The following is a 23,913-nucleotide window of genomic DNA, read 5'->3' on the forward strand; positions in this document are numbered from 1 at the left end:
GTAAGGATTTCGTAATAATAGCGACGAAGTATGGAGTTTAATCGGTAGTTCTAAGTGCTAGTTAAAAAGCGCGGCTTCCGGTGTTTGTTATTGTTTAAGCAGGAAAGCTTTATGAGTAGCTCCGTCTCCTTCCGTTTGCGCGGTATTGTCTTAAGTCTCTTTTTAGTTCTATTTGCTGTCATTTTTTCTGCACTGAGTTACCTCAATGAAGTTGGTGACAGTCAGGGGCGCCATTATTTAATTCTCGCGGAACTGACACAATTAGATGATGCGAGTAAGAACTTCAAACAACGCGGTGAATACTATCTTGCTAATGCGCCGCGTGATTACGAAAGTTATTTTCGTGACGTTGCTGTATTTCACCGTGAAATGCAAGACGATATTCAAGCCTTTGAGTTTAAATTACAGCGCGTTTTAAATGAGCAAGCGAATCAGGGGGGATTTATTTTTCAGTCCATCCAAGGCCTATTTTCTAATAAACGAGAGTTGCTTCTTAAGCAAGAGGTTTCCCGCTCATCAGAGCATTGGCGGCTCTTTAAGCAAAAGTTAGCAGAGGCTTTAGGTACTAACAAGGCTGAGCCTCGCCTAGAGTGGGGCGCACAATATATTGTTGATAATGCAGATGCTTTAAGTGGCCAGCTTGTGGGAATGATTAATGCGTATCGCTCTCTATTGGCAGAGCGAGCGGTTCAGAATGAAAACTTAGCTAAGTGGGCCATTATTATTACGGCTCTAAGCTTATTGTTTGGCATGGCCTTTATGCAGTGGATTGTTTGGCGTATAGGTCGAACAGCGGCTGCGTGTGAACGAGTCGCTAATGGTGATTTTGGCTATCAGTTAGAGGAGGGGGCACGTGACGAACTGGGTTCAATGACTCGTGCCTTTAATTCTTTGTCATCTAGAGTGAGCTTGGTTTTGGGCTTGCTTACAAAGTTAAATACGGCTCGTCAGCCAGGTGAAGCCTTATCTGCGTTTTGGAAAGACAGTGCTAACTATTTAAATGCAGATTGGATGGGGTTGATGATTCAAAGTAGCGATGGAAGCCATTTGGTGCTTACTCACCAGCAAGGTGTAGCAACAACGCAGAAATGGCAGCACCGTCGTATTGAGGTTATGAGTGAGTCGAAATTAGAAGTGCAAGTAGCTTCAACATTAAACAGTGGTGATGTATACCAGTGCGATAACCTTGTTGCTGAAGCTAAAGGCAGTTCGGGTTCTTTGTTCTTTCGTGAGCTTCTACAAAATACGATGTTACGCTCGTTTATGGTTGTGCCTTTGGTCAATCACGACAAGAGCTGGCGTGCAGTCTTGATTGTAGGTAAAGGGGCGCATAAGCAGTTCTCTCTAGATCAGTACGATCTACTTAATAACTTGGCTCCAGTCATCGGTTCTATTTTTGCTAACGCAACCAATAACCGGAAAGTTGCAATCAAAAAACCTGAGAGGCAAATAAGCAAACAAACCGAGCCTGCCTAGGCTATTGGGTCGCGAGACTTAAGCTAGGCCGTTCTTGTATCAAGGTCTGCCAGCGCCCCGTTGGTCCTGCTGGTGGACCTATTGTGTGCCGGCCCTTAGGGGCCGGCTTTTTTGAGAGGTTTAAGCAGCAGGGACTTTAGCTATCACCTTTGTGTTCTGTATCCTATGATTAGATTTATGTTTTAATAGTCTTTACCTCGAATCTAGCAAACTATATAGCCCATTAGGGAGGTGACATCAATATGAGGTTTTTATTGATAGCAGCTATGGCCTTGTGTGCGGCGCCGCTGTCTTCTATGGGGGCGCATGCCCAAGATTACTCTTTTTATGAATCTCTCTCAGTTGATGAGTTGATTGAACAAGCCAAAAAGAGTGTGGGCAGAGATGGTGCAGTTGGTGGTGCACAGCTTGTCTCCCCTGCTGCTGAAGTTGCGGTTGAGGGCGAACTCAGTACCATGCCTTATCGTTGTGCTAATTACACGTTAATGCGTTTTATGAGTATGTCCGGTTTCCCTACTGATGACTTACCCGCCATTAACTTCTGCGTTGAAATGCATTCAAAAGATGAGGTAGTGGCTACTTTCCATATTCCTGAAAATTTGGCGACTAAGTTAAGAGGTGATGTCAGAGTTGGTGATGTAGTCAGGCTTTGGGGGCGTTGGATATATACGATTGAGTTCAGTAAGCGCCCCTATCTATTACTGGATGACTACAAACTAAGCCCTGACGGAAAAGCTAGTTCAGAGTAAGCTCATCAACAATTCAAACAATATCTTCAATGGAATAAGTGTATGAAGGGCGCTTGTTTATGCGGCTGCGTGTCGTTTCAGTTGGCGATATCAGACCTTAAGATTTATCAATGCCACTGCGAGCAATGCAGAAAGCAAACAGGTACGGCCTCTAGTTGCGGCTCGGTGATTAAAGAGCAAAATTTTAAGTGGTTGTCCGGGCAGGACAATATCAGTAGGTGGCAAAAGCAGAGTGGTTTTACTTCCCACTTTTGCAGCACATGTGGCTCGTCGGTAGCTAATAAGTTTAGAGGTCGGCCCTATTATTGGGTGCCTGTAGGTTTATTGGAAAGTGATAATATCGATGTGGTGATTAATATTTTTAGTTGCGAGAAAGCTGCTTGGAGTAAAGTCGATGACAGTGAAAACACTTATAAGACAAAACCTTCTGTTGAAACCCTGTTGACTCTTCTTGGTGCCGACGTTTAGTGCTACGTCATGATGTTGGCAGCTCAGTGGTGAAGAACTTGAATAGGCTAGTGCTATCAGAGCTAAGAGGGTAAAACTACATACATATAGGGGGGAGCCTATGGTCGATGGAACATGCTTATGTGGCAAGATTAGTTACAAGGTAGAGTTATTGCCAAATATGGTTTTTAATTGTCACTGTCAGTATTGTCGGAAGGCACATGGTGCGGCATATGCAACAATGGCGCTGGCGAATAAAGAGAGCTTAACCTTAGCCGATCCCAGCTCACTTTTGACGGAACATAAAAACACGCTTGGTGGTTTTCGCGCGTTTTGCTCTGCATGTGGTTCACGCTTAATGAATTATGGTCCTGAAGGCACGCCCTATTTATCTATAGTCTTGGCAAGTGTCGATAGCCCCATTGACTTTACAGCGGTTGCACATTGCAACACAGAATCTAAAGCCTCATGGTGTGAGCCTTATGAAGGTGTAGCTAGTTTCCCGGGTTTCCCTGAGGGCTTTTAATTGCCTTATATTTAACAAGCTAGCTGGTTTGTGTTGGACGTGGTTGTATAGGAGACAGCCTGTATGAGTATGAATCTATGAGTGGTTGTTGTGATGGTGGCTGTTCCGCTAACGCAATGCGCGATAAGCGCCAGTGCGGAACCTTAAAAATCGTTTTGCTTATCAATGCTTGTATGTTTGTTGCGGTTGTTGCTGCGGCCTTATTAAGCAAGTCAACGGCATTGCTTGCCGACAGCCTAGATAACCTAGGTGATGCCCTAACTTATGGTTTAAGTCTGTATGCGGTTAGTCGTGGGGCTCGCTTAAAAGCTCAAGTTGCCCTTTTTAAAGGGGCTTTAATCTTAGCGGCAGCCCTATTTGTTGCTGGGCAAATTATTTATCGAATATGGGTGCCTAGCGTACCGACCTATGAGCTGATGGGAGTGTTTAGCCTACTTGGGCTTGTAGCAAACTCTACATGTTTGGCTTTACTTTGGCGCCATCGAAATGAAGACGTCAATATGAGTTCTGTTTGGGAATGCTCCCGTAATGATATCGCCTCTAATTTGTCGGTATTTATTGCTGCGGCTGCAGTGTGGCTAACCGGCTCGGGCTGGCCTGATATTTTTGTGGCTATGTGTTTGGTGGTTTTATTGCTTCGCTCAGCGTTTCGTGTGCTTTCCTCAGCACTTAAAGAATTACAGCAGGCTTCTTAAGCTTAGTGTCGTCGTTCTTTTAGCTTTTTTTTATAGTGGATGCTTTTATAGAAGTGATATTTAAGGTGTATTGTGTCTTTAGGTCTTAAGTTTTCTTTAGGTTTTGTGTTTATCTTGCTGTTGTTCTTTTTAGTTAGATTTCTTGTGCTGAATCAGCAAGATTTGAGTATTAGCGAGTCTTCTTATGAGTGTTCTGCAAACGCTTGTGATTATAGTTTTACGGTAAAGAATGATTCGGATTTTAGGGCTGAGGCCAGTGTGCGTGTTCAGCTCAGTGCCTTTGGTGGCATTAAAGGGGATGAGCGTTTAGCCATGGAGCTTGTACCAATGTCTGTAGCGGCGCGATCAAGTGAAACCTACAGCGCATCGATAGTAAGTGATAAAACTGCAGATTCTGTGATTTTTGTGCTTTCCGAGCGTAAACCCTAAGTGCTTATCTTGATGCCAAGAGCCGTGATCATAACTCTTTTACTTGGCTTTTTGTCCTCATGTGTGCAGTGGTTTCCCGCTAGGGCTCAAGAGCTTGAGCCCGGTATATTTGAAGTCAATGCACTGGGTAATTCGTTCTCTAGTCTTAAAAGCCTCAAAAATAAGGTGGCTAAAAAAGCCTTGGCTCTGTGTGAGCAGCAAGCAATAGAGGCTGCTGCACAAACATCAGGTTTGCAAGAGCCCGATGCTGAGCACCTGTCAGTGAGGTTGATACCTAAGAAGGTTAAGATCGATAAGTTTGAATCGTATACGGATGAAATTTATATCGACGGTCGTACTCAGAGTGCTTCTTATTTTAGTTATACACAAACCATAGAGTGTGTTGCTGCTGAGTAATCTCTACAGCAGCGGTATTTGTGTTTTCCCTTCTGTATTTGCCTAATAACTCAATTGAAAGCCGTATAGCTGCTTGTTTTATGCTTTAATACGCGCCGTGAATACCAGCTTAAGTGCTTGTTTTCCTTAGCATATTCGTGGCTGTTGTGGTGTGGGCTAGATCAAGTGAGAGTGTTGTTCTGGCTGTTCTGAACTTGAGTGATATAAATAGGTAAGGGTATGAAACAAATAAAGCGCAATTTGGCCTTTGTGGTGATGTGCGCCGCAGGGCTTACTCTATCGGGCTGTTCGCAAGATAGTCTAGATGATGTAAAAAGCTCTAATACGGGCGCTTCCTATACTGTGCTTGAAGATGTGGTTTTAATTCCGGCATTGCCTATTAGCCTTGATTACAGCGTTGCTGGTAGTCTAGAAAAGAAGGTGCAAATCTTTGTCGACAACCCTGCAAGTTATGCCAGCTTAAGCATTATTGCTGATGGTAAGTTAGTGCTTGATGCACTCAATATCCCTAAAGCAGGGCCTCAGCAGCTAGATGCTTTGCTGCGCTTTGATGGCGAAGGGCCGGTGACACTAACCGTTAAATCTAATGCCGCCGATTTAAAGCTCGAAAGCCTTGTTTTTGAAGACGTGGTTGGCTTGGATATTCCTAGCTATAAGGATATCTCGGTTCAAGCGGGCATCGATAAAGTTAGCTCTCTAAAATATGCTGGGCCTACAATTGCGGATATTGATTGGGACGGCGATTACGATTTTATTGTTAACAACCACAATGATGCGAGCAGTAAGCTTTATTGGAACAACGGTGATGGCACGGTCACTAAACACAATAAAGACTTAGCTCGTTGGTTTATGCACGATTTACACGGTACGGCCGCTGGTGATTACGACAACGATGGCGATCTTGACTTGGTTGTTACTCAAGGCGGAGGTAATGGGCAGTTTCCTTCAAAAGCCAATTTTTATACCAATAATAACGGCACCTTTGTTTTAACCACGGGCGATGTTGGCATAGACCGTGGTGGGCGTGGGCGCGGTGCTAAATGGACAGATATGGATCTGGATGGCGATCTAGATTTAATGCTTATCAATGAAACCAGTCTCACAGTGCCCAAGCCCCAGCACTATTTCCATGAAAATATGGGCGATGGCACTTTTATACATAGGCCCATTGCGGGAATGCAAGATCAGCATCAATCTCGAGCTCTGTTGACGGATCTCAATAATGACAACATCGATGACTTGGTGCTTTACGGCCCCCTATCGGTTTGGCTTGGCAATGGTGATTTTACGTTTACCGATATTAGCCACCGTTTTTCTGAAGAAGTGCTTGGTTTGCGCGGTGTGATGGCCGTTACCGATATTGATATCGATAACGATGGTGATCAAGATCTGTATCTAGCTCGAGGCAAAGAATTTGAGCATGGAAAAGGAGAAGCCCCCTCAATAGATTTTGATCCGCAGGCTAAAGAATTTGCTATTAAAACGCGTGGTTATAAAGGTGTTGATGCTTTTGATTTTACCGCTCATGGTGAAATCAAATTACATAATTATTATTTTTTAACTCAAGGGGCATTTAGAGATAAAGACTACCCAATCTTTTTAGGTGCTGATAAGGCGGCGACTGTTGTTGACTCGGGTGGGCAGTTCAGTTTTAAAGCAGAGCAAGCTCAAGGTTGGCCAGAGGATCGCAGTGCCGATGGTTTATATTTTGGTTACCTTGGTGAAGGACGCTGGAAAGCTGAGCTAGTACGCAACACTAATAATTTTTGGAGTTATCGTTTTAACCTTTCAGGTTTAAGTGAAGCCAAACCGCTATTTACCCCAGATAATAGAAATATAGCGGATGTATTATTGCGTAATGATGGCGAGCAATTTGTGGATGTCTCGCGTGAGTGGTCTATCCCAAGCGGAGGTAATTCTTTAGGTGTGACCCGAGGCGATTTTAATAACGACTCTTATCAAGATTTATTTGTTTATCGTTGGGGCAGTGTGGCTTCTCGTATATCTGACTTTATGTTGCTTAATAATGGTCAGGGCCAATTCCATACAGTCACTATGCACGGCGCCAATGATGTGGGCGGGCCAGGTAATGGGGATATGGGCCAAGCTTTTGATTTTGATTTAGATGGTGACTTAGACATATTAAGCGGCAGTGAATACGGTGAATGGTATCTATATGAAAACGCTGAACCCGGTCAGGGTAATTATGCTTTAGTAAAAGTTGATTACTCACCTAAGGCTAATATTGACCCCATTTCTGCTGAAGTGATTGTGAAAACAGCCAATGCAGAGTATCGCAAGCGAGTGGGTTCTGCAGGTGCAGTATTCTCGCAAAGTCTATTAAATACCGTTCACTTTGGTTTGGGTGAAGCACAGGCAATAAAAAAGATCACGATACGTTGGCGTAACGGTGAAACAGTAGAATTTAATAATAAAAAAGCCAACCAGCTCTTTGATAGTAATCAGCTCGACCCGCAGAGCATTGAACTTGCAGCGCTTAGCAAGGATATCCGTAAAGGCGCTTCCATGCCGATTAAGGCGAGTTTGACACCAGAGAAGGCGGATAGCCGTTTGTTGTGGTCTTCCAGTGACAATAAAGTGCTTAAGGTAGACCAATCTGGTTTGGTTACCGCACTTGGGGATGAGGGTGAAAAGGCCGTTATTACAGCAAAAAGTGAAGCTAATGGACTTTCTTCCTCACAAGAGCTAAGTGTTGTTGGTTGGTTTGCTAAGCCGCTCACTGAGTTGAGTTTAACGGTTCCAGAGCAGAGATTTTATGTGGGCACAACTATCGATGTGCAAAGCACCTTTAAGCCTCTAGATGCCGACGATAAGGGGCTTAGTTGGTCTAGCTCGAATGAAGCAGTGGCTACTGTGGACGCCAACGGCAAAGTAAGTGCTTTGACTCCGGGGCGCACCATGATCAAAGCTATTACGGCGGCAAATAATCAATTAAGTGATTCGCTTGAGCTTGTGGTTGAGGCTTTTGTGGAAGGTGGTATTGAGCTGCTTAATGAGCAGGCTTTTAAAGATGGCAGTTTTAAGGTGGGTGACGAGCTTAATATTCAAGTGCGTTATCATGCGGGTTCAGGTAACAAGGTGATAGCTTCTGATGAAGGCGGCATACGTTATTGGTTGCGCCACTTTAAATATAAGTGGATTCCAGCCAAAGATCGAACCTTTATCGATAGTACTGTGCTTGGTACAGAGGCTGGCAGCTCTTCAATGACAATTAGTTTAGATGGGCTGACGCCAACTGCAGAGTTACCAGAAGGTCACTTCTATCAGTTAAGAGCCTCGTTTGCTGGTAGTGATGGCAAGATGCACGATGTGAAGGTGGATAACCTGAATATTGTTAAATAACAGCCCTTGACTTTTAAAGTGTGCAGCGGGCTTGCAATAAGCCCGCGTTAAGCACTGACAGGTGTTTTTATATGTTTTTCTACAGGTATTTTAAAATAAGCGACTGAGGATTTCGGGCTTTAAAACCTCGATACCATAAGCAAAAAGGATAGAGTGCAAGTAGCATAACAAAGGTAATTAGGTAACAGGTTTGTAGATCGGTAAAGCCGCTCATGCCCGCATACGTTGCTGTACCAGTTAAAATTACTCGGTGAACTAAATAAAAGATCATTGCTGTTTGCCCAAAGACCAAGAGTACGCCTTTGTCGCGTACGCCTATTAACTTTTCTACTTTCATCATCAGCGCTAAGAGTAAGCTCATAATGCCGAGCTCAAGCAATATATATGCTGCTGATGGTGGATATTTACTCACGTGCAACCAATGCTGCCAGCTTGTATCATCACGGTACAAAAACATATTGCCGTAGCCATTAAGGTAACGCACTACGGAAAACGCAATTAAGGCAAGAATACCAAGGCCAATCAATAAGCTTTGTGGATCTAGTTTGGTTTTTGCTTCTTTATATTGAACGATATAGCGACCAAAAACCCAGCCCAAGATCATAATTGATAGCCAAGGGAATAGTGGGTAAATAATACGTAAATCAGCCGATGAATATTTACTGAATAAAAGCGCCGTAATTACCGATTCGATATTTTGGCCAGGGGGCCAGAATTGAGCCGTTAATAGTTCTCCACCGGCAATCCAAGCTAGCGCAATACCAATCAGCCAAGCACTTGATAGGCGGCGTAGCATGGCCATGCAAATAAATGAAGCGCCGATGGCGTATAAAACTTGAATAGTGAATCGGCCGCTAAAAAAAGACACGATGGTTAAGTCCATTAATAAAATCACCAGACCGCGCAGTATGATATCTTTATCGATGCCCCATGGATCAATGCCTTTACTAACTTTGCGTTCAACAGAAATAGCTAAAGCTGTACCGGCTAAGAAGACAAAGGTGGGCGCGCAAACATGGCTGAGCCAGCGGGTAAAAAAAGCGAAGGCAGGTAATGGGTCGCCAGGGCTATAGCTTGTGGCAGAGTCGACGACTAGGTGGTTGGCATCATAAGCCATAGAGACATGATCTAAGACCATAATGATCATGACAAATCCGCGCATCCAGTCAATCGCGGCAATACGTTTAGAGTTGGCCATGGGGCAGAGCACTCCGTGTGCTGAGGTGAGTCTACTTTTATCTAATAACTTAAAAAGTATTAGGGGGCTTGATGGTAGAAGAAGTATATTCTGGCTGTAAAAGGAAGCAAGTGCTAGCAGGGAGCTTTGAGCCGGTTTGATCTATAAAAAGGAGGATTTATGAGGCATATTAACAAATTACTTATGTGGACTTCAGTGTTGCTCCTTCTTGCTTGTGGTGGTACGCAAAAAGACGCACCTAAGATTGAGCGCCAACATTATAATTCATGGGAGAAAGACTTAGGCTATAGCCAAGTTGTTAGAGTCGGAAATACGCTCTATGTCTCAGGTATGACGGCTCAAGGGGTGACGCTTGAATCACAAATGCGGGCAATATATAAGAGCTTACAGCGAGTGCTTGATGATTATAAGATTAGCAGTGCCAGTGTTGTAAAAGAGGTGATTTATACAAGAGATATAGAAGCGCTAAAAAAAGCTAATTCAATTAGGTTGGCGTTTTACAGTGATGATCAGTACCCAAGTTCATCATGGTTGCAGGTAGAGCAGTTATTCTTGAAAGATTTTTTAGTTGAAATTGAGTTTGTGCTTGTTGTTGATGGCTAGCTACAGGGGTTAATAAAATGAAGCAAAGTGACCTTGAAAAGAAAACGATAAGACTAGGTGTTTGGCTTGGCTGTTTTTTTGTCGCTCTGGGTTTATTGTTTGCATTCCTGACGGGCTCCGAAGCAATTTTACTCGACGCTTTATTCTCGCTTATTGGAGTCGTTCTTGCGTTAGTGACTATGACAGTTTCGCGTTTAGTGCAGCGCCCAGCAGACTCAAAATACCCTTTTGGATATTGGTATTACGAAAGTTTTTTAAATTTGGCAAAAAGCGCGATCATTTTAGTGCTGAGCTGTGTTGCTTTGACCTCGGCATGTATTGCTCTATTTAATGGTGGACGCAGTGTGGAGGCTGGCTGGGCGCTTATCTATGCGCTGATTGCAAGTGTAGGCTGTTTATTGGCCAGTTTTATATTCTCGCGTGCAGCTAAAAAAGCTCAATCGACATTACTTGAGGTGGATGCCGCTAACTGGCGCATAGATGCAGTTTTAAGTGGGGCCATTGCTTTAGCATTTACTTTGGTTAAGTGCTTAGAGCAATCGCAGTGGCAAAGCCTTATTCCCTATGTCGACCCTGCTCTTGTGGTAATATTGGTTGTACTTACTTTAGCTATTCCTGTTCGAATATTGCGTAGCTCATGGCATTCTGTCATCGGGCGCACCCCAAACAGCCCGCGAAGCCGAGCGGTTGAGCTCTGTGTGAATTCCATCTTTGAGTCACTACCACTAAAAAGTAAAAGTTTACGTATGCTTAATGCTGGGCGTGCTTTTTATGTACAGCTATACCTTCTTGTAGAGCAAGATATCGGCATTGTAGAGCAAGACGGGATTCGGAAAGAGCTTTATGAAGCTCTGCTGGCCTTAGGGGGGGATCAAAGTATAAACATAAGCTCAGATAATTTAGTGCTTTCTGTCGTATTTACACAAAAAACTCAATGGCTTGAACGTTCGGTAATGCCTGAGTCTCATAAGCCTTAGTATAGGTATAGGCCGTAAGAAAGGTGTCTGAATGAACAAGAGTATTCGTTTTATAGGTGATTGTTGTTTTACTGGGATCTTAGTGGTTGTTCCGGTGCTCCTTCTTGCCCTTGTTTTGGGTGAAATGTTTGAGGCGATCCATGGTCTCGCAGGCTTTGTTGCAGACAGCTTGCCCTATGACATTCTGCCTCCTATTTATGAACGTATGCTGGCAGCAATATTTTTAATCATTGCTTGTCTATTTGTTGTGGGCTTAAGTGCGCGAGCAGGTCTTTTGAATAAGTTCTTCTCTAACTTAGAAAAGCAAAGCCTAGGCCGGTTGCAGATTTATAAACTCTTAAAGCGGCTTTCCTATGGTGTACTTGGTGCGAATAATGAGAGTGCCATGAAGTGTTGCATATACCAAGAGGCCAAAGGGCGTTATCAGCTCGCTTACTTAATTGAAGAGGGTAAATACTACAGCACCATTATGCTACCTTTCGCTCCTGCCGCTATGAGTGGACCTATTCTCATGGTAGAGCATGCTAATATTCAAAGAGTGGATATTAAAATGTCAGAAGCCATGTTGGTTTTAAATCAAATGGGTGAAGGGATGCAGGCGTTATTAGATAAGTAAGAATAACTTTTCTTATAGCTAGTAGTGCTTAACTCCTTCTCGGAACGTTTTGGTAAATGAAGTCTCATCATCTAAATAAAGCTTACATTGTCAGTACGGATTTGCGTTAATAGTGGTTTTTAATTATATGTGTGAGCGGGCTGGCCAAGTTTTGTGAAAGAGTCTTAATTACTTGTATGCGTACGGTATATGTAATTCTATTGTTTTATAGAGTATAAAAAGTAAGTAATTATACTTACAGCATCGAATGAGATTGTCGGAGAGAAGAGGCCTAATCTTTTGGGGTGTTTGTAGGGGCTTATAATTTGTGTGGGTTCATAGCATTAATGTTTACAGTTAGGCTGCGTAATTTCATCGCAGGAGTGAGTAATACATGGCATGGTGGATGTTTTTTTTGTTGATACTCAAAGGTTTGTAAGGGTTGCTTTTACGATCTTTAGTGTTAAATGTGAAGGTTTTATGTCGCTTGCTTGAGTATTGGAAATAATAAGAGTGCGTATGGAAGTCAATTTTAGAGTAGCAACAGTTGATGATTGTGAAACAATAGGGTCTTTGGTTGTAGATCTTACAACCGAAATTTGTAATCTGACGAAGGCTCAATATTTTGATATAGATCTTGAGTCTACAGTTCAACGCTGTAGGGAGCTTATTCGTGACGGGCATTACTTTGCCATTATTGGGCTTTGTAAAAATACTCCAGTATCTGTTGCAACTATAACGGAAACTTATGCTCTTTATGCTGGCGGTAAAATAGGTGTAATCCAAGAGTTTTATGTTTCTCCTGAATTCAGGAGTTCTGGATTGGGTTCAATGCTAATTGAGCAAGTCCAAAATCATGCTAAGAAACAAAACTGGTCTTGTATTGAGTTATGTACACCACCATTGCCTGAATTTGATCGTACATTAGAGTTCTACCAAAAAAATGGCTTAGCTCCTGTTGGCGGGCGTAAAATGAGGAAAACACTGCTGTAAATCATTGTTAACAGGTCAAACTTATTGGGCTAAATACTATTCTTGATAAGGATCGTTAGAACTTTTAATAAGTGGCCTAATAGCATGAGTACAGCTAGTAAAGCTTTGGTTGGAATCAGGCTGATCCTGATTTGGTCAGTTGCGTGCTGTTTTGTTTACATGGGTTTTTGATATTCGAAGAAAAAGGAAATATGAATGAAAATCATTAAAGGAATAATCACCCTTCTCTATAGCTTGCTTATTTCAGTTAGCGTATTTTCTCTGTCCCCGGATGAAGAGGGTGGCCAAGCTATCCTCTTCAAAATAATTGATGAAAACCATGTTGAGGTTAATGGGGAAAATACGAAAGCTGGTAAGTCTTGGGTTGAAGCAAATAAATATATAGACCCATATAAGATCAATACTTATCGAATAATCAACGCCCAAGATTATCCCGATAACGCCAAGGTGATTGTTAGAAGCATGGCTATTGTCGCTAATACGGCCGGTGTTGATGTCGAGCAAGTTAAGTGAGTGTTAATAAAATCTATGGTTAATAGGCAGCTTGTGCTAGTCACTGTGTCGCTTGGTTTGTCTGGCTTTGAGGTATGTTATGAGTGCAACTTGTAAAGTTTCCAGACTGAATGTCAGTAGGGACTATATAGCTGATAACTACCTTATTCCGTTTAACTTGTCTGAAGTGGCAATGCATTCGAATATGTCTCCATATCATTTTTTGCGTGTGTTTAAACGGGTTTATGGCGAAACGCCAAACGAGTTTTTGATTCGGCTTAGAATTGAAAAAGCTAAGAGTATGCTTATTACAGAGAATCTAAGTGTCTCAGAGGTTTGTGAGCGAGTAGGCTATATAAGCCTTGGTAGTTTTTCCTCGCTGTTTTTCAAGCAGGTCGGCATGGCGCCTACCTTGTATCGCCGTAAGTTGTGGGCTTTGTCTTCTGAAGCATTTCGTTTTCCAAAACAATCTATACCTGCTTGTTATGCCTACCACTTTGGGGGGGAATCGGCTAGTTGAGCAATATTGGAGAAATATGTTTTGGCTTGTTTCTATAAAATAAAGCCGATCAAACAAATTAGGAGTATAGAGATGATTACATCCATAGCCCACGTAACAGTATATGTACTTAACCAAGACGAAGCGCTTGATTTTTATAAAAACAAGCTCGGATTTGAGGTTGGTGATGATATGACCGTAGAGGGTGGTTTCCGCTGGTTAACGGTGCATCCAAAATCCAGCCCGCAACCTGAATTAGTATTGGCGGAGCCAAAAGAAGGGCCGATGTTTACCAAAGATTCCGCTGAAAAAATACGAAGCTTAGTCGCGGAGGGGGCATTCGGAGTGGGCGTTTTCGAAACGGAAAACTGCCAAAAAACATATGAGTTACTTGCAAGTAAAGGTGTTGAGTTTATTCAGCCACCTACCGATCAACTTTATGGGGTCGAAGCTATGGGCAAAGATAATTCTGGTAATTGGTTTAGTCTGGTTCAGCAAGCTAAATAGTATTTAAGGCCTTAAGTTAGTTAAGCGATAAAAAGCCTATTATCTCAAGGCCTGATCCATCTCTTATCTGTGAGCTTTAAGTGTGATGAAATAAGATCTATTCGCTTTGTGTTTAGGTCTTTATCTAAGGCTTATTCACTGAGTTTACTGAGTGAATCTTAGAGTCTTATGGCTCTAACCAGGTTTCAATTTGCTGGCATATTTGTGTTTGGCTTAAGCCTAGTTTGGCGAGTAATTCTTTGCGTTTTCCGTGTTCCACAAACTGATCTTTATAACCCAGGTTTAACATGGCGACATTCATTTTTTCTTGTTGTAGCCACTGGTTTACGCTTGAGCCAATGCCACCTAGTTGAGCACCATCCTCGATGCTAACAAAGTGCTTATAAGATCGGGCGAGCCGTTTTAATAAGTCTTTATCAAAAGGTTTAATCCAGCGCATATCCACTAGGCCCCAGTTTTTTTCTAGGGCAAGCTCTTGTAGCTGGCTTTCACCGAGTAAGCTGCCGAAATTTAATAAACAGCAGTTTTGGCCTTGTCTTAGTTCGTGCGCTTTACCTATGGCCTTCTCGGTGCTTGCTTGGCTTTGTACATTGGCGCAGCGTCCGCGCGGATAACGCACTGCAGCAGGGCCGGGGTGCGCATAAGCTGCGCTTAGCAGTTGTTCACATTCACTGGCGCTGCTTGGGCAGGCGATAATGATGTTGGGCACACAATTTAAAAAGCTGATATCGAAGCTGCCGTGATGGCTTGCACCGTCTTCGCCAACTAGGCCCGCTCTATCAATAGCAAAAAGAACATCTAACTTTTGCAAGGCGATGTCGTGAATTAATTGATCATAAGCGCGCTGCAAAAAAGTCGAATAAATGGCGACAACGGGCTTTTGCTGTTGGCAGGCAAGCCCAGCAGCAAATGTAAGTGCGTGTTGCTCAGCAATGGCGACATCGTAGTAGCGATCAGCAAAGCGCTGGCTAAATTCAACTAGGCCTGAACCTTCACGCATAGCTGGGGTGATGGCAATTAATTTGGGGTCTAGTTCTGCTTGTTTGCATATCCAGCGGCCAAATATATCTTGATATTTGGGGGCCGGTATTGGTGCGGGTGTGTGCGTTTTTTGTTTTGTTTCGATTTTTGTTAGCGCGTGGTAGCTAATTGGGTCGTCCATAGCTGGTGTAAAACCGCGCCCTTTTTGCGTTCGAACATGTAGGAGCGCAGGGCCCTTTTGTGCGAGTAGGCGCCGCAGTTTTTGTACCAGCGTTTTTAGGTCGTGACCATCAACCGGGCCGCTGTAGCGTAAGCCTAAATCTTCAAATAGATTTGCGTTGCATACGGCGGGAGCATCGGCTTCTTGCTTTTGCTGTCGGCCGTGAATAACGCGCTCTAAATAAGAAGCAAAGCCACCTTCATTGGCGCTAATCGACATGGTGTTGTCGTTAAGTACAATAAGCATGGGGGCTTGGCAGTGGGCAGCGTGATTAAGTGCTTCAAAAGCCATGCCGGCGGTCATGGCGCCATCACCGATGATGGCAACACTGTGGGAGCTTGGTTTATTGCTGTGTTTGGCTTGTGCCTGTTTGGCGAGAGCCATACCCAGTGCGGCAGAGATAGAAGTTGAACTGTGGCCGGTGCCAAAACTGTCAAAAGGACTTTCGTCGCGGCTGGGGAACGGTGCAAGACCGCCTTGTTGGCGCATGCTAAACATCTGTTCGCGTCGGCCACTCAGAATTTTATGAGGGTAAGCCTGATGGCCTACGTCCCAGATAAGGTCGTCTTTGGGGGTGTTGAGCACATAATGCAGGGCTACCGTTAGTTCAACCACTCCCAAGCCTGCGCCAAAGTGGCCGCCGGTTTGAGAGACACTAAAAAGTAAAAACTCGCGCAATTGGCGCGCGAGTTCTGGCAATTCAGTTTCGCTGAGTTGGCGCAAATCGGCCGGCTCAGCGATGGCATCGAGCAGGGGGGTGGGAGGACGCTGTTCGGGTAACTCCGTCATTCCTGCTCTTAGCCAGTGTTACGCATGCCGGCACTGATGCCCGCCATGGTGACTTTTAAGGCGCGCTCTAGCTCTTCACTCATCTCTCCTGCAAGGCGTTCACGCTTAAGTAACTCGGCTTGAAGGTAGTTCAGTGGGTCGACATAGGGTTTGCGTGCATTAATAGAGAGTTGCAGCATCGGGTCGCTATCAAGCACTTCTTTTTGCTCTTTGATTTCGTTGAGCTTGTTGCCAAGTGCGATTAAGTCAGCGCGAAGCTGCTCTCCAAGTTCGTGCAGCTCGGGTTTAACCAGCTGTTGCTCGTAGTGGGCGCAGATATTAACGTCGGCCTTGCCAACCACCATTTCGAGTAAGTCGATAAAACTCGAGAAAAAAGACCAGTTTTCAAGCATGTCTTTAAACAGGCTTGGGTCTTTTTCTTCTGCATATACAAGCGCTTGATGCACGCCCAACCAGCTAGGTAGGTTTAAGCGTACTTGCATCCAGGCAAATACCCAGGGAATCGCACGCAGGCTTTCTACGCCACCTGTTGCTTTGCGCTTGGCCGGACGTGAGCCTATAGCGAGTTTACCAAGCTCTTGCTCCGGGGTTAGGCTGCGGAAATAAGGTACAAAGCTTGGGTGCTCACGGACAATGCCTCGGTACGCAGCTAAGCTGCTCTGAGCCATCTCTTCAATAAGCTCACGCCATTCAGCTTTAGGGGCTGGACTTGGTTTGAGGCTGGCGCGTAAGGTGGCCACCACATAGGTGCGAAGGCTATGGAATGCAATCGGTGGCATACCAAATTTATAGCGGATCATCTCACCTTGCTCAGTAACACGGATGCGACCGCGCACAGAACCTGGAGGTTGAGAGGCCATGGCTTTTTCAACAGGGCCGCCACCGCGACCTACAGTACCACCACGGCCGTGGAAGAGGGTTAAGTCGATTTGATATTGCTCGGCTAGCTCAACCAGTTTCTCTTGCGCTTGGTATTGAGCCCACGTTGCTGCGAGCTTACCTGCATCTTTAGCGCTGTCGCTGTAACCAATCATGACGCATTGGCTGCCGCCGGTATATTTTTGGTACCAGTGCATCTGCCACAAGGTGTTCATCACTTTGGCGGCACGGTTTAGATCGTCCAAGGTTTCAAAAAGAGGCACAACCGGCATAGCCCAGCTCACCCCGCTTTCTTTAAGCAATAGGGCGACTGCGAGTACGTCTGATGCTTGTTCGGCCATGGAGATAACGTAATGGCTTAAACACTCTTCAGGTTGCTCGGCAATTACGCGGCAGGTGTCTAGAACTTCTTTGGTTTCAGGTGTGGCTGGCCACTGTTTAGGGAGAAGTGGGCGCTTACTCTGAAGTTGTTCTAAGAGGAACTCTATGCGCTTTTCTTCATCCCACTCGCGATACGAGCCTAGATCTAGGTGCAGGCAAAGCTCATCTAGAGCTTGTACGTGACGGTCGCCGTCTTGACGAACATCAACGGGGCTTAGGTTGATGCCAAAAGCATAAACACGGCGAATGGTGTCGATAAGTGGGCCATCGGCAACACGCTGGAAGCCACTCTCACACAAAGAACGGTGTGCGAGTAAGAGCGGCTCGAGTATATCTTCACGCGTTTCAATTAAGTCTGTTGGGCGCGATAGGGTTTCGCCATTAAGAGTGCCTTTAAGCCAGCTGCGGCTGCGGGCAAGTCGGTCTCGTAGTTGTTCAAAGAGATCGCGATAAGGGGTAACAGAATTGGGCTCATCGAGCTGATGACGCAATTCAGCGCTGGCGACGCTCATGCTGATATTGGCTACTAACTCATCAATATCAGCTAAATATAGGCGTGTAGCGCGGGCGCGGCCTATGAGTATAACTTCACGTGTGACGTCATGGGTGACGTTGGGGTTGCCGTCACGGTCGCCTCCCATCCACGAGCAGAAGGTGAAGGGGGTGGAATCCATTGCTAGCGAGTTACCCAGCTTATCTTGGCAGATACGGTTAAGGTGGCGAATAAACTCTGGTACGGCTTTCCACAAGCTAAACTCAATCACTGAGAAGCCGCCACGGGCTTCATCCATGGCTGTTGGGCGTTCGTTGCGGATCTCGTCGGTGTTCCAGATCTCTTCAACCAAACGCTCTAGATTCTTTTTGTGCTTGTGTTGAAGTGGCTCAGGTAGGTTGCTGCGATCGAGTTCATCAAGACTGGACTGCAGAGCGTTAAACTTGCGAATTAATGTACGGCGGCTGACTTCAGTAGGGTGAGCGGTTAGTACAAGGTTGATCTTTAGCTCTGAGATGGCCTTGGTGAGCTCGTCATTGCTGTAGTCGTCACCTAGTTCTTTGATAATGCCACGAAGCGTATCTTCTGGCTGAATCTTGGCGCGGCAATTGTAGTGTTGCTCGGCTATATTGGTCAGATTCAAAAACTGGGTAAAGGCACGTGCCAGTGGCAGTATGTCTTGATCTTTAAGTTGAGTAAGCGAGTCGACAAGAGGTTGATAGTCGACTTCATGTGCATCAGCGAGCTGCTTGGAGATGTTGCGAATTTCTTCAACGGCATTAAAGAGTTCGGGGCCTTCGTGTTCACTAATGGTTTGGCCGAGAAGCTCTCCTAATACACGGACATTATCACGTAGGGATTCGGGCAGCTGATGCATGGGTACTCCGTTATGAAAAAGGGAGCGTAATTGTACGTCATCCACCGCTTGAGTGCAGCAAAGTCAGTTCTGGCGAGCAGTTAATGGCTCTTCTATGCTCTAAGGAGGTAGTGTCAATTGACCTACATCCATTAATTTCGGTTGAGCATGCTGAATTCTTTGAGTCTAAATACTAAGATTATCGCGTTGGCGCTGCTTTGTGTATTGCCGGTAATGTTGGTAATTAGCCTATTGTTCTACGAGCAACAGAGCTTGCTTGGGCGTGATAAGGCGATGCTTAAGGAGATGGCTACAGAGTTGGTCATTGCTGAGCTTGAGCGAGAGTTAGTGCTGCGAGAGCAGGTATTAGAGGGCTTGTTGTCTAAAAATAAAACAGGAGATTTCTTTACCTATCAAAACAACGCTAGCGCGCAGCCTCCAAGTTCACATATTTTGCATGCCGATAACAAAAAAGCGGCTACAGATCGGCAGCTATTGAAGCCAAGTTTTATCCTTACTGCCGATGTAAATGGCCGTTTATTGGAGAGTATGGAGGCTGATCCTTTACTTAAGGATTTACAGCAAGGTTTAACGCAGCCCCTTGTTTTAGGTCGTCCACAACTGGTTTTCCTACAGGGTAAAGCCTATCTGTTATTGAGCGTGCCTTTTCAGCCCTTCTTCTCAGCCCCAAGGCCGCTTCATGCAGCCTCAGCCATTTCGAAGACTGCATGGCTGTTATCCCTAAGCGAACTTGGCTCGATATTAACACTGTGGTTTGAACAGCATGAACCGATTAGTTTTCGGCTACGTGCCAGCGGTTATGGTGTGCCTGAAAAGGATGCTGACGGGGGTGTTAGCGTTGATTCAGAAAGTGCTGCTAGCATGCAGTATTCTGGCTCGACGGGTATTGTTTTTAATAGTCTGGCGAGCGAAGGAGGGGAGATCAGTTCAAGCCAAGAATTTGAAGTACGGGGCCTTCCTTTTAAGTTGGACTTTAATGGCGACTTGTTAAAAGTGGAGCGCGTTGCCATTTTTCCCGCGATGATCGCCTTATTGCTATTTCTGTGTGTGGCCTTGGCTGGCGCTGTTCATTACTTTCTTATTCGTAGAGTCAATGAATTAAATGATGTTGCCAAGGCTTATGCCAGTGGAGATTATGATAGTCGCGTTAAAGCTCGAGGTGATGATGAAATTGCTCAGTTGGGTTATAGCTTAAATGGCATGTGTGCGGAGATAAGCCAGGCTCAACTCTACCTTAAAAAAATGGTCGAAGTGAGAACTCAAGAGGCTAAGCAAGCCGTTGAAAGATTACATGCCATTTTGTCTTCCGTGAATGATGCCATTATCTCGATTAATGTTGATGGTGAAATTTTGTCTTTTAATCGTTCTGCGGAGCGAATTTTTGCTTACACCGAAAAAGATATACTTGGTAAAAGCGTTAATCTATTAATGCCTTTTACGTTCTCTGTTAAACACGACGCTTATGTTAAAAACTCACATATAGAGCCTAATCATCGCCATAACATATGGGGGAAAGAACGAAAACTAGAGGGCAAGCGACAAACAGGTGAAACATTTCCCGTCTCTATTGCTGTAACACGAGTATGCACAGATGGTGATGTGTTTTATACAAGCGTGATACGAGATTTAAGCGAACAACAGGCTACAGAGCGAAAACTGGCAGAAAAGGAACGCTTATTTAATACCGCAATTCATACTTCCTCGCAGCCTTTTATTATTATGAGTGCGGATGGGAAATTAATGGAGGTGAATCAAGCAATGTGCTCTTGGCTTGGTTATGAACTCGAAGATTTAATGTTACAGCGTCTTCCTGAACTTGTTTCTGATAAGCATAGAGTGGCGAATGACTCTTGCTTATCAAAAATGCGGATCGGCGAATTAACAACCGTCGTTAGAGAAGAGCAATATATCAGGCGAGATGAGTGTTTAGTATGGGGACTCATGTCGGCTACTGCCGTACAAGATGAGCAAGGTGCGGTTGCTTTATTAGTAGCACAAATTACAGACATCGATGAAAGCAAACGCCTTGCTTTAGAGTTAGAGCAGCGCAATAAAGAATTAGAACGCAGCAATTCCGACCTAGATCAATTTGCGTATATTGCTTCTCATGACTTAAAGTCACCTTTAAATGCCATAAAGAAAATTGTTAGTTGGATTGAAGAAGACGGCAAAGAGCAGTTAAGTGAGGTCAGTCTAGATAATATTCACTTGCTGAAAAATCGAACAGATCGAATGATGACTCTACTTAATGATTTACTGTTGTACAGTAAAGTGGGGCGCTTTGAGAGAGAGCCTGAATGTGTAGAGTTACACACATTATGCAGCAGCATCTTTGATATATTAGACAAACCAGAAGACTTTGATTTACAAGTCGAAGAATTCGAGCTCTGTGTACCCCGAGTGCCATTTGAATTGGTATTGCGAAACTTAATGAGCAACGCAATTAAGCATTACGAGGGAAGTGGCGGTCGTTTACATATTAGCGTGGGCCGTCAGCGGGGGTTTTACGTATTGCGAGTTGCCGATAATGGTCCGGGCATTGCACCGGAATTACAAAATAAAGCTTTGGAAATGTTTCAAACTTTAAAACCACGTGACACCACCGAAGGCAGTGGCATGGGCTTGGCATTGGTTAAAAAAACAGTTGAGTATTTTAATGGATCTCTTGAAATTGATTCTGATGGTCAGAGGGGAACCACGATGGTGGTCTATTGGCCTGAGTTAGAGTCGGTAGCGGCAGGAAAATAGTATGCGCATACTGATAGTTGATGACGACATGGTCGATAGACAAATTGTTAAGCGAGCTTTGGCTTTGGGCTCCATGTCTTATGAATTAGTGGAGGCTGAGACAGTTGATGAGGGTTTGGCCAAGTTTGAGCAAGGCAAGTTTGATCTTGTGCTTATTGATTTTCGTATGCCGGGCAAAGACGGTATTGAACTGGTACTAACTATTCGAGATACCTATAGCGATCGACGCTCTGCTATTGTCATGATGAGCAACAGCGAAGATGAACAAGTGGCACTTGATGCTATTCGTGCAGGAGCTCAAGATTTTATCCTTAAAAACGAAATTTCAGCTTCTCGTTTACGCCGATCAATTTTACACGCACAGACTCGCTTTGAATTAGAGCAGCAGTTGCAAGAGAGTTATACCAAGCTTAAACAGCTAGCTGAAAGGGATGCTTTAACGGGGCTTGCAAATCGCCATTTATTCGATGAGTCCTTAAAGTTAAGTATTGCCAATAATAAACGCGGAGAGCACAAGCTTGCCTTATTGTTGATTGATTTGGATAATTTTAAATATGTAAATGATAGTTTTGGTCACGATGTTGGTGATTTATTGTTACAGAGGGTAGTGAAGCGTATCCATTCCTGTTTGCGTGGAAGTGAGTTATTTGCTCGTTTGGGAGGAGATGAGTTTGCTATTAGTTTGTCTAATCTGTCTTCAGCCAATGATGCAAGCAGAGTCGCGCAGCGTATTCTTTTAGTATTAGAAAAGCCTTTTGAAATTAATGGCCGCTCTTTTACTTCTGGAGCAAGTATTGGCATTGCCTTACACCCTGATAACGGTTTGAGCTCAGAAGATGTGGTGAAAAATGCCGACATTGCTATGTATAGGGCTAAGAAAAAAGGGAAAAATCAAGCCTGCTTTTTTGAAGAAGAAATGCAGCAGCAATTCGCCTCGCGCCATCAGGTAGAGCAAGATTTGCGTTTTGCTATAGATAACGAGCAGTTTGTTTTAACTTATCAGCCTGTGTATTCGGCTCTAAGTCATGAGTTAGGTGGCTATGAAGTTTTTTTGAAGTGGCAAGACGAACTTGGTTATCATGATCCGTCAGAATTTTTACCAATTGCTGAAGAGTCTCGACTGATTTTGCAGCTTGGCCGTTGGCTGATTGAAAAAACCATTGCTCAGCAAGCGAAGTGGGCCATAGAGCATGGGCATAAAGCCTTTATGTCTATTAATTTAAGCCCAGTACAATTAGCTGATAAAAGCCTGCCCGATTTATTGGTTGAGTTGTTTGAGCGCTACCAAACGACAGCAGATAATTTTATTTTTGAGATATCAGAACTTGCTTTAGCGGGGGTGGAAAAAGATGTTAGAGCTTGTATCGATCATCTAAGGGGCTTGGGTTGTAAGGTGGCCTTGGGTGACTTTGGTGCTGGTTTATCTTCCATTGCTAATTTGCGCGATTTCCCTTTCGATCTAATAAAAATCGAACGCAGTTTTTTACCTTCAGATACAAGCAGTAAGCAAGATAAGGCCTTGTTTGAAAGTGTGGTGAAAATGATTCAAGCCTTGGAGTTTGAAACCGTCGTGGTTGGCACTGAGACCGTTGAGCAGGTTGAGCTCTGTTGTGATTTAGGTATTAATCAATTGCAGGGCCACTTCTTTGCCCGTGCTGAATCTGCCGATTACATCGAAAATAATTATTTGATGCGTAATTTTCAAGATAATCAGGCTCTTTAATTATTTTTTGCTAACCAGTTTGGCTAACGAGCCAAACTGGTTGCTTTCGCTTTTCTATTTAAAAATATGTTCGTCAGCGGGAAAAGCGCCGTTTTTAACATCTTGCACATAGTTAGCCATCGCATCGGGGATGTCTTTACTTTCGAGCAGGAAGTTTTTCGAGAATTTGGGTGGCTGAGCGGTCAAGCCGAGAATGTCATTGATAACCAGTACCTGAGCATCACAGTCGCGTCCGGCACCAATGCCGATGGTAGGAATACGCATTTGCGCACTGATTTCACAGGCCAGTTCATCGGGCACACATTCTAATAGCAGTATATCGGCGCCTGCAGCTTCAAGTACTTGGGCGTCTTTAATTAACTGTTGTGCGCTGTCTTTGTCGCGGCCCTGTACTCTGAAACCACCAAACTTATTTACTGATTGCGGAGTTAAACCTATGTGTGCACATACTGGGATGCCGCGATCACTAAGCTGTTTTACTGTGTCTGCTGCCCATTCACCGCCTTCTAATTTGACTAAGTGAGCCCCTGCTTGCATTAAACGGGCGGCATTGCGCATCGCTTGATCAATAGTTGCATAGCTCATAAAAGGCATGTCTCCCATGATCAAACACTTGTTGGTGCCGCGGCTGACGGCTTCAACGTGGTAGATCATGTGCTCCATGGTAACGGGCACCGTACTGTCAAAACCTAGAACGGTCATGCCGAGGCTGTCACCAACAAGGATCACTTCGACACCGCTTTGCTCAGCCATGGCGGCCATGGGGGCGTCATAGAGGGCGACAGTGACAAACTTTTGTTTGTTTTCTTTCATTTTCTTAAGCGTTAGCAGGGTAGTCGCTTTGCTTAAGGCGGTAGAGGCGTAACTCATGATGGGG

General features: G+C 44.4%; 21 protein-coding genes. 17 read left to right on the plus strand and 4 right to left on the minus strand.

Annotated elements, in window-relative coordinates; genetic code table 11:
* The first annotated feature begins 111 nt into the window (after nt 1–111).
* The 8 genes from AB1S55_RS06885 (at nt 112) to AB1S55_RS06920 (ending at nt 8,081) form a co-directional block, all read left to right on the plus strand.
* Nucleotides 112–1,476 (plus strand): HAMP domain-containing protein, encoded by a 1,365-nt coding sequence (locus AB1S55_RS06885; protein ID WP_370981064.1) that lies wholly within the window; start codon nt 112–114, stop codon nt 1,474–1,476.
* Nucleotides 1,477–1,718: 242 nt separating this feature from the next.
* Nucleotides 1,719–2,225, plus strand: a complete 507-nt coding sequence (locus tag AB1S55_RS06890; protein WP_370981065.1) for a hypothetical protein — start codon at nt 1,719–1,721, stop codon at nt 2,223–2,225.
* Nucleotides 2,226–2,267: 42 nt separating this feature from the next.
* The gene (locus tag AB1S55_RS06895; RefSeq protein ID WP_370981066.1) at nt 2,268–2,693 is read left to right on the plus strand and encodes a GFA family protein; all 426 of its coding nucleotides are present in this window, start codon (nt 2,268–2,270) and stop codon (nt 2,691–2,693) included.
* A gap of 100 nt (nt 2,694–2,793) precedes the next feature.
* Entirely contained in the window at nt 2,794–3,198 is a 405-nt protein-coding gene (locus tag AB1S55_RS06900) for a GFA family protein (protein WP_370981067.1), read from the plus strand.
* 77 nt (nt 3,199–3,275) lie between these two features.
* Nucleotides 3,276–3,893: a cation transporter gene (locus tag AB1S55_RS06905; RefSeq protein WP_370981068.1), complete on the plus strand. Its 618-nt coding sequence runs from the start codon at nt 3,276–3,278 to the stop codon at nt 3,891–3,893.
* 72 nt (nt 3,894–3,965) lie between these two features.
* Nucleotides 3,966–4,322: a hypothetical protein gene (locus AB1S55_RS06910; RefSeq protein WP_370981069.1), complete on the plus strand. Its 357-nt coding sequence runs from the start codon at nt 3,966–3,968 to the stop codon at nt 4,320–4,322.
* Between the two features lie 24 nt (nt 4,323–4,346).
* Complete coding sequence (locus AB1S55_RS06915) at nt 4,347–4,718, plus strand: hypothetical protein (protein ID WP_370981070.1); 372 nt, start codon at nt 4,347–4,349, stop codon at nt 4,716–4,718.
* A gap of 219 nt (nt 4,719–4,937) precedes the next feature.
* On the plus strand, nt 4,938–8,081 hold the full coding sequence (locus AB1S55_RS06920) for an FG-GAP-like repeat-containing protein (protein ID WP_370981072.1): 3,144 nt from the start codon (nt 4,938–4,940) through the stop codon (nt 8,079–8,081).
* A gap of 79 nt (nt 8,082–8,160) precedes the next feature.
* Here the strand turns inward: AB1S55_RS06920 and AB1S55_RS06925 are convergent, their stop codons facing one another.
* Nucleotides 8,161–9,279, minus strand: coding sequence for a DUF1624 domain-containing protein (locus AB1S55_RS06925; RefSeq protein WP_370981073.1), 1,119 nt, complete (start codon nt 9,277–9,279; stop codon nt 8,161–8,163).
* 159 nt (nt 9,280–9,438) lie between these two features.
* On the opposite strand from AB1S55_RS06925, the gene AB1S55_RS06930 reads away from it, so the two are divergent.
* The 7 genes from AB1S55_RS06930 (at nt 9,439) to AB1S55_RS06960 (ending at nt 13,945) form a co-directional block, all read left to right on the plus strand.
* Nucleotides 9,439–9,882: a RidA family protein gene (locus AB1S55_RS06930; protein ID WP_370981074.1), complete on the plus strand. Its 444-nt coding sequence runs from the start codon at nt 9,439–9,441 to the stop codon at nt 9,880–9,882.
* 17 nt (nt 9,883–9,899) lie between these two features.
* Nucleotides 9,900–10,859 carry a cation diffusion facilitator family transporter gene (locus AB1S55_RS06935; RefSeq protein WP_370981075.1) on the plus strand — a complete coding sequence of 320 codons (960 nt, stop codon included), beginning with the start codon at nt 9,900–9,902 and terminating at the stop codon, nt 10,857–10,859.
* A 31-nt stretch (nt 10,860–10,890) separates the two neighbouring features.
* Nucleotides 10,891–11,475: a hypothetical protein gene (locus AB1S55_RS06940; RefSeq protein WP_370981076.1), complete on the plus strand. Its 585-nt coding sequence runs from the start codon at nt 10,891–10,893 to the stop codon at nt 11,473–11,475.
* 498 nt (nt 11,476–11,973) lie between these two features.
* Nucleotides 11,974–12,447: a GNAT family N-acetyltransferase gene (locus tag AB1S55_RS06945; protein ID WP_370981077.1), complete on the plus strand. Its 474-nt coding sequence runs from the start codon at nt 11,974–11,976 to the stop codon at nt 12,445–12,447.
* Between the two features lie 195 nt (nt 12,448–12,642).
* On the plus strand, nt 12,643–12,960 hold the full coding sequence (locus AB1S55_RS06950) for a hypothetical protein (RefSeq protein WP_370981078.1): 318 nt from the start codon (nt 12,643–12,645) through the stop codon (nt 12,958–12,960).
* A gap of 79 nt (nt 12,961–13,039) precedes the next feature.
* The gene (locus AB1S55_RS06955) at nt 13,040–13,459 is read left to right on the plus strand and encodes a helix-turn-helix domain-containing protein (protein ID WP_370981079.1); all 420 of its coding nucleotides are present in this window, start codon (nt 13,040–13,042) and stop codon (nt 13,457–13,459) included.
* Nucleotides 13,460–13,531: 72 nt separating this feature from the next.
* Entirely contained in the window at nt 13,532–13,945 is a 414-nt protein-coding gene (locus AB1S55_RS06960; protein ID WP_370981080.1) for a VOC family protein, read from the plus strand.
* 166 nt (nt 13,946–14,111) lie between these two features.
* On the opposite strand, the gene AB1S55_RS06965 is transcribed toward AB1S55_RS06960, so the two are convergent.
* Both AB1S55_RS06965 and ppc read right to left on the minus strand, forming a co-directional pair.
* A complete protein-coding gene (locus AB1S55_RS06965) occupies nt 14,112–15,935 on the minus strand; it encodes a 1-deoxy-D-xylulose-5-phosphate synthase (RefSeq protein WP_370981081.1) in 1,824 nt (607 codons plus the stop codon).
* An 8-nt stretch (nt 15,936–15,943) separates the two neighbouring features.
* Nucleotides 15,944–18,565 (minus strand): phosphoenolpyruvate carboxylase, encoded by a 2,622-nt coding sequence (gene ppc, locus AB1S55_RS06970; RefSeq protein ID WP_370981082.1) that lies wholly within the window; start codon nt 18,563–18,565, stop codon nt 15,944–15,946.
* A 159-nt stretch (nt 18,566–18,724) separates the two neighbouring features.
* On the opposite strand from ppc, the gene AB1S55_RS06975 reads away from it, so the two are divergent.
* Entirely contained in the window at nt 18,725–21,313 is a 2,589-nt protein-coding gene (locus AB1S55_RS06975; RefSeq protein ID WP_370981083.1) for a PAS domain S-box protein, read from the plus strand.
* Between the two features lies 1 nt (nt 21,314).
* Complete coding sequence (locus AB1S55_RS06980) at nt 21,315–23,036, plus strand: putative bifunctional diguanylate cyclase/phosphodiesterase (RefSeq protein WP_370981084.1); 1,722 nt, start codon at nt 21,315–21,317, stop codon at nt 23,034–23,036.
* 54 nt (nt 23,037–23,090) lie between these two features.
* Here the strand turns inward: AB1S55_RS06980 and panB are convergent, their stop codons facing one another.
* Nucleotides 23,091–23,906 carry a 3-methyl-2-oxobutanoate hydroxymethyltransferase gene (gene panB / locus AB1S55_RS06985; RefSeq protein ID WP_370981085.1) on the minus strand — a complete coding sequence of 272 codons (816 nt, stop codon included), beginning with the start codon at nt 23,904–23,906 and terminating at the stop codon, nt 23,091–23,093.
* Nucleotides 23,907–23,913 lie beyond the last annotated feature (7 nt).

It is taken from the genome of Agaribacterium sp. ZY112 (assembly GCF_041346925.1).
Classification (GTDB): domain Bacteria; phylum Pseudomonadota; class Gammaproteobacteria; order Pseudomonadales; family Cellvibrionaceae; genus Agaribacterium.

Excerpts from the sequence above, each read along its gene's own strand:
- AB1S55_RS06905 (WP_370981068.1), top strand. The coding sequence starts at position 3,276 with ATGAGTGGTTGTTGTGATGGTGGCTGTTCCGCTAACGCAATGCGCGAT.
- AB1S55_RS06925 (WP_370981073.1), bottom strand. The coding sequence starts at position 9,279 with ATGGCCAACTCTAAACGTATTGCCGCGATTGACTGGATGCGCGGATTT.
- AB1S55_RS06930 (WP_370981074.1), top strand. The coding sequence starts at position 9,439 with ATGAGGCATATTAACAAATTACTTATGTGGACTTCAGTGTTGCTCCTT.
- panB (WP_370981085.1), bottom strand. The coding sequence starts at position 23,906 with ATGAGTTACGCCTCTACCGCCTTAAGCAAAGCGACTACCCTGCTAACG.
- AB1S55_RS06920 (WP_370981072.1), top strand. The coding sequence starts at position 4,938 with ATGAAACAAATAAAGCGCAATTTGGCCTTTGTGGTGATGTGCGCCGCA.
- AB1S55_RS06900 (WP_370981067.1), top strand. The coding sequence starts at position 2,794 with ATGGTCGATGGAACATGCTTATGTGGCAAGATTAGTTACAAGGTAGAG.
- AB1S55_RS06895 (WP_370981066.1), top strand. The coding sequence starts at position 2,268 with ATGAAGGGCGCTTGTTTATGCGGCTGCGTGTCGTTTCAGTTGGCGATA.
- AB1S55_RS06960 (WP_370981080.1), top strand. The coding sequence starts at position 13,532 with ATGATTACATCCATAGCCCACGTAACAGTATATGTACTTAACCAAGAC.
- AB1S55_RS06980 (WP_370981084.1), top strand. The coding sequence starts at position 21,315 with ATGCGCATACTGATAGTTGATGACGACATGGTCGATAGACAAATTGTT.
- AB1S55_RS06885 (WP_370981064.1), top strand. The coding sequence starts at position 112 with ATGAGTAGCTCCGTCTCCTTCCGTTTGCGCGGTATTGTCTTAAGTCTC.
- AB1S55_RS06890 (WP_370981065.1), top strand. The coding sequence starts at position 1,719 with ATGAGGTTTTTATTGATAGCAGCTATGGCCTTGTGTGCGGCGCCGCTG.
- AB1S55_RS06950 (WP_370981078.1), top strand. The coding sequence starts at position 12,643 with ATGAAAATCATTAAAGGAATAATCACCCTTCTCTATAGCTTGCTTATT.
- AB1S55_RS06935 (WP_370981075.1), top strand. The coding sequence starts at position 9,900 with ATGAAGCAAAGTGACCTTGAAAAGAAAACGATAAGACTAGGTGTTTGG.
- AB1S55_RS06955 (WP_370981079.1), top strand. The coding sequence starts at position 13,040 with ATGAGTGCAACTTGTAAAGTTTCCAGACTGAATGTCAGTAGGGACTAT.
- AB1S55_RS06945 (WP_370981077.1), top strand. The coding sequence starts at position 11,974 with ATGGAAGTCAATTTTAGAGTAGCAACAGTTGATGATTGTGAAACAATA.
- AB1S55_RS06965 (WP_370981081.1), bottom strand. The coding sequence starts at position 15,935 with ATGACGGAGTTACCCGAACAGCGTCCTCCCACCCCCCTGCTCGATGCC.
- ppc (WP_370981082.1), bottom strand. The coding sequence starts at position 18,565 with ATGCATCAGCTGCCCGAATCCCTACGTGATAATGTCCGTGTATTAGGA.
- AB1S55_RS06940 (WP_370981076.1), top strand. The coding sequence starts at position 10,891 with ATGAACAAGAGTATTCGTTTTATAGGTGATTGTTGTTTTACTGGGATC.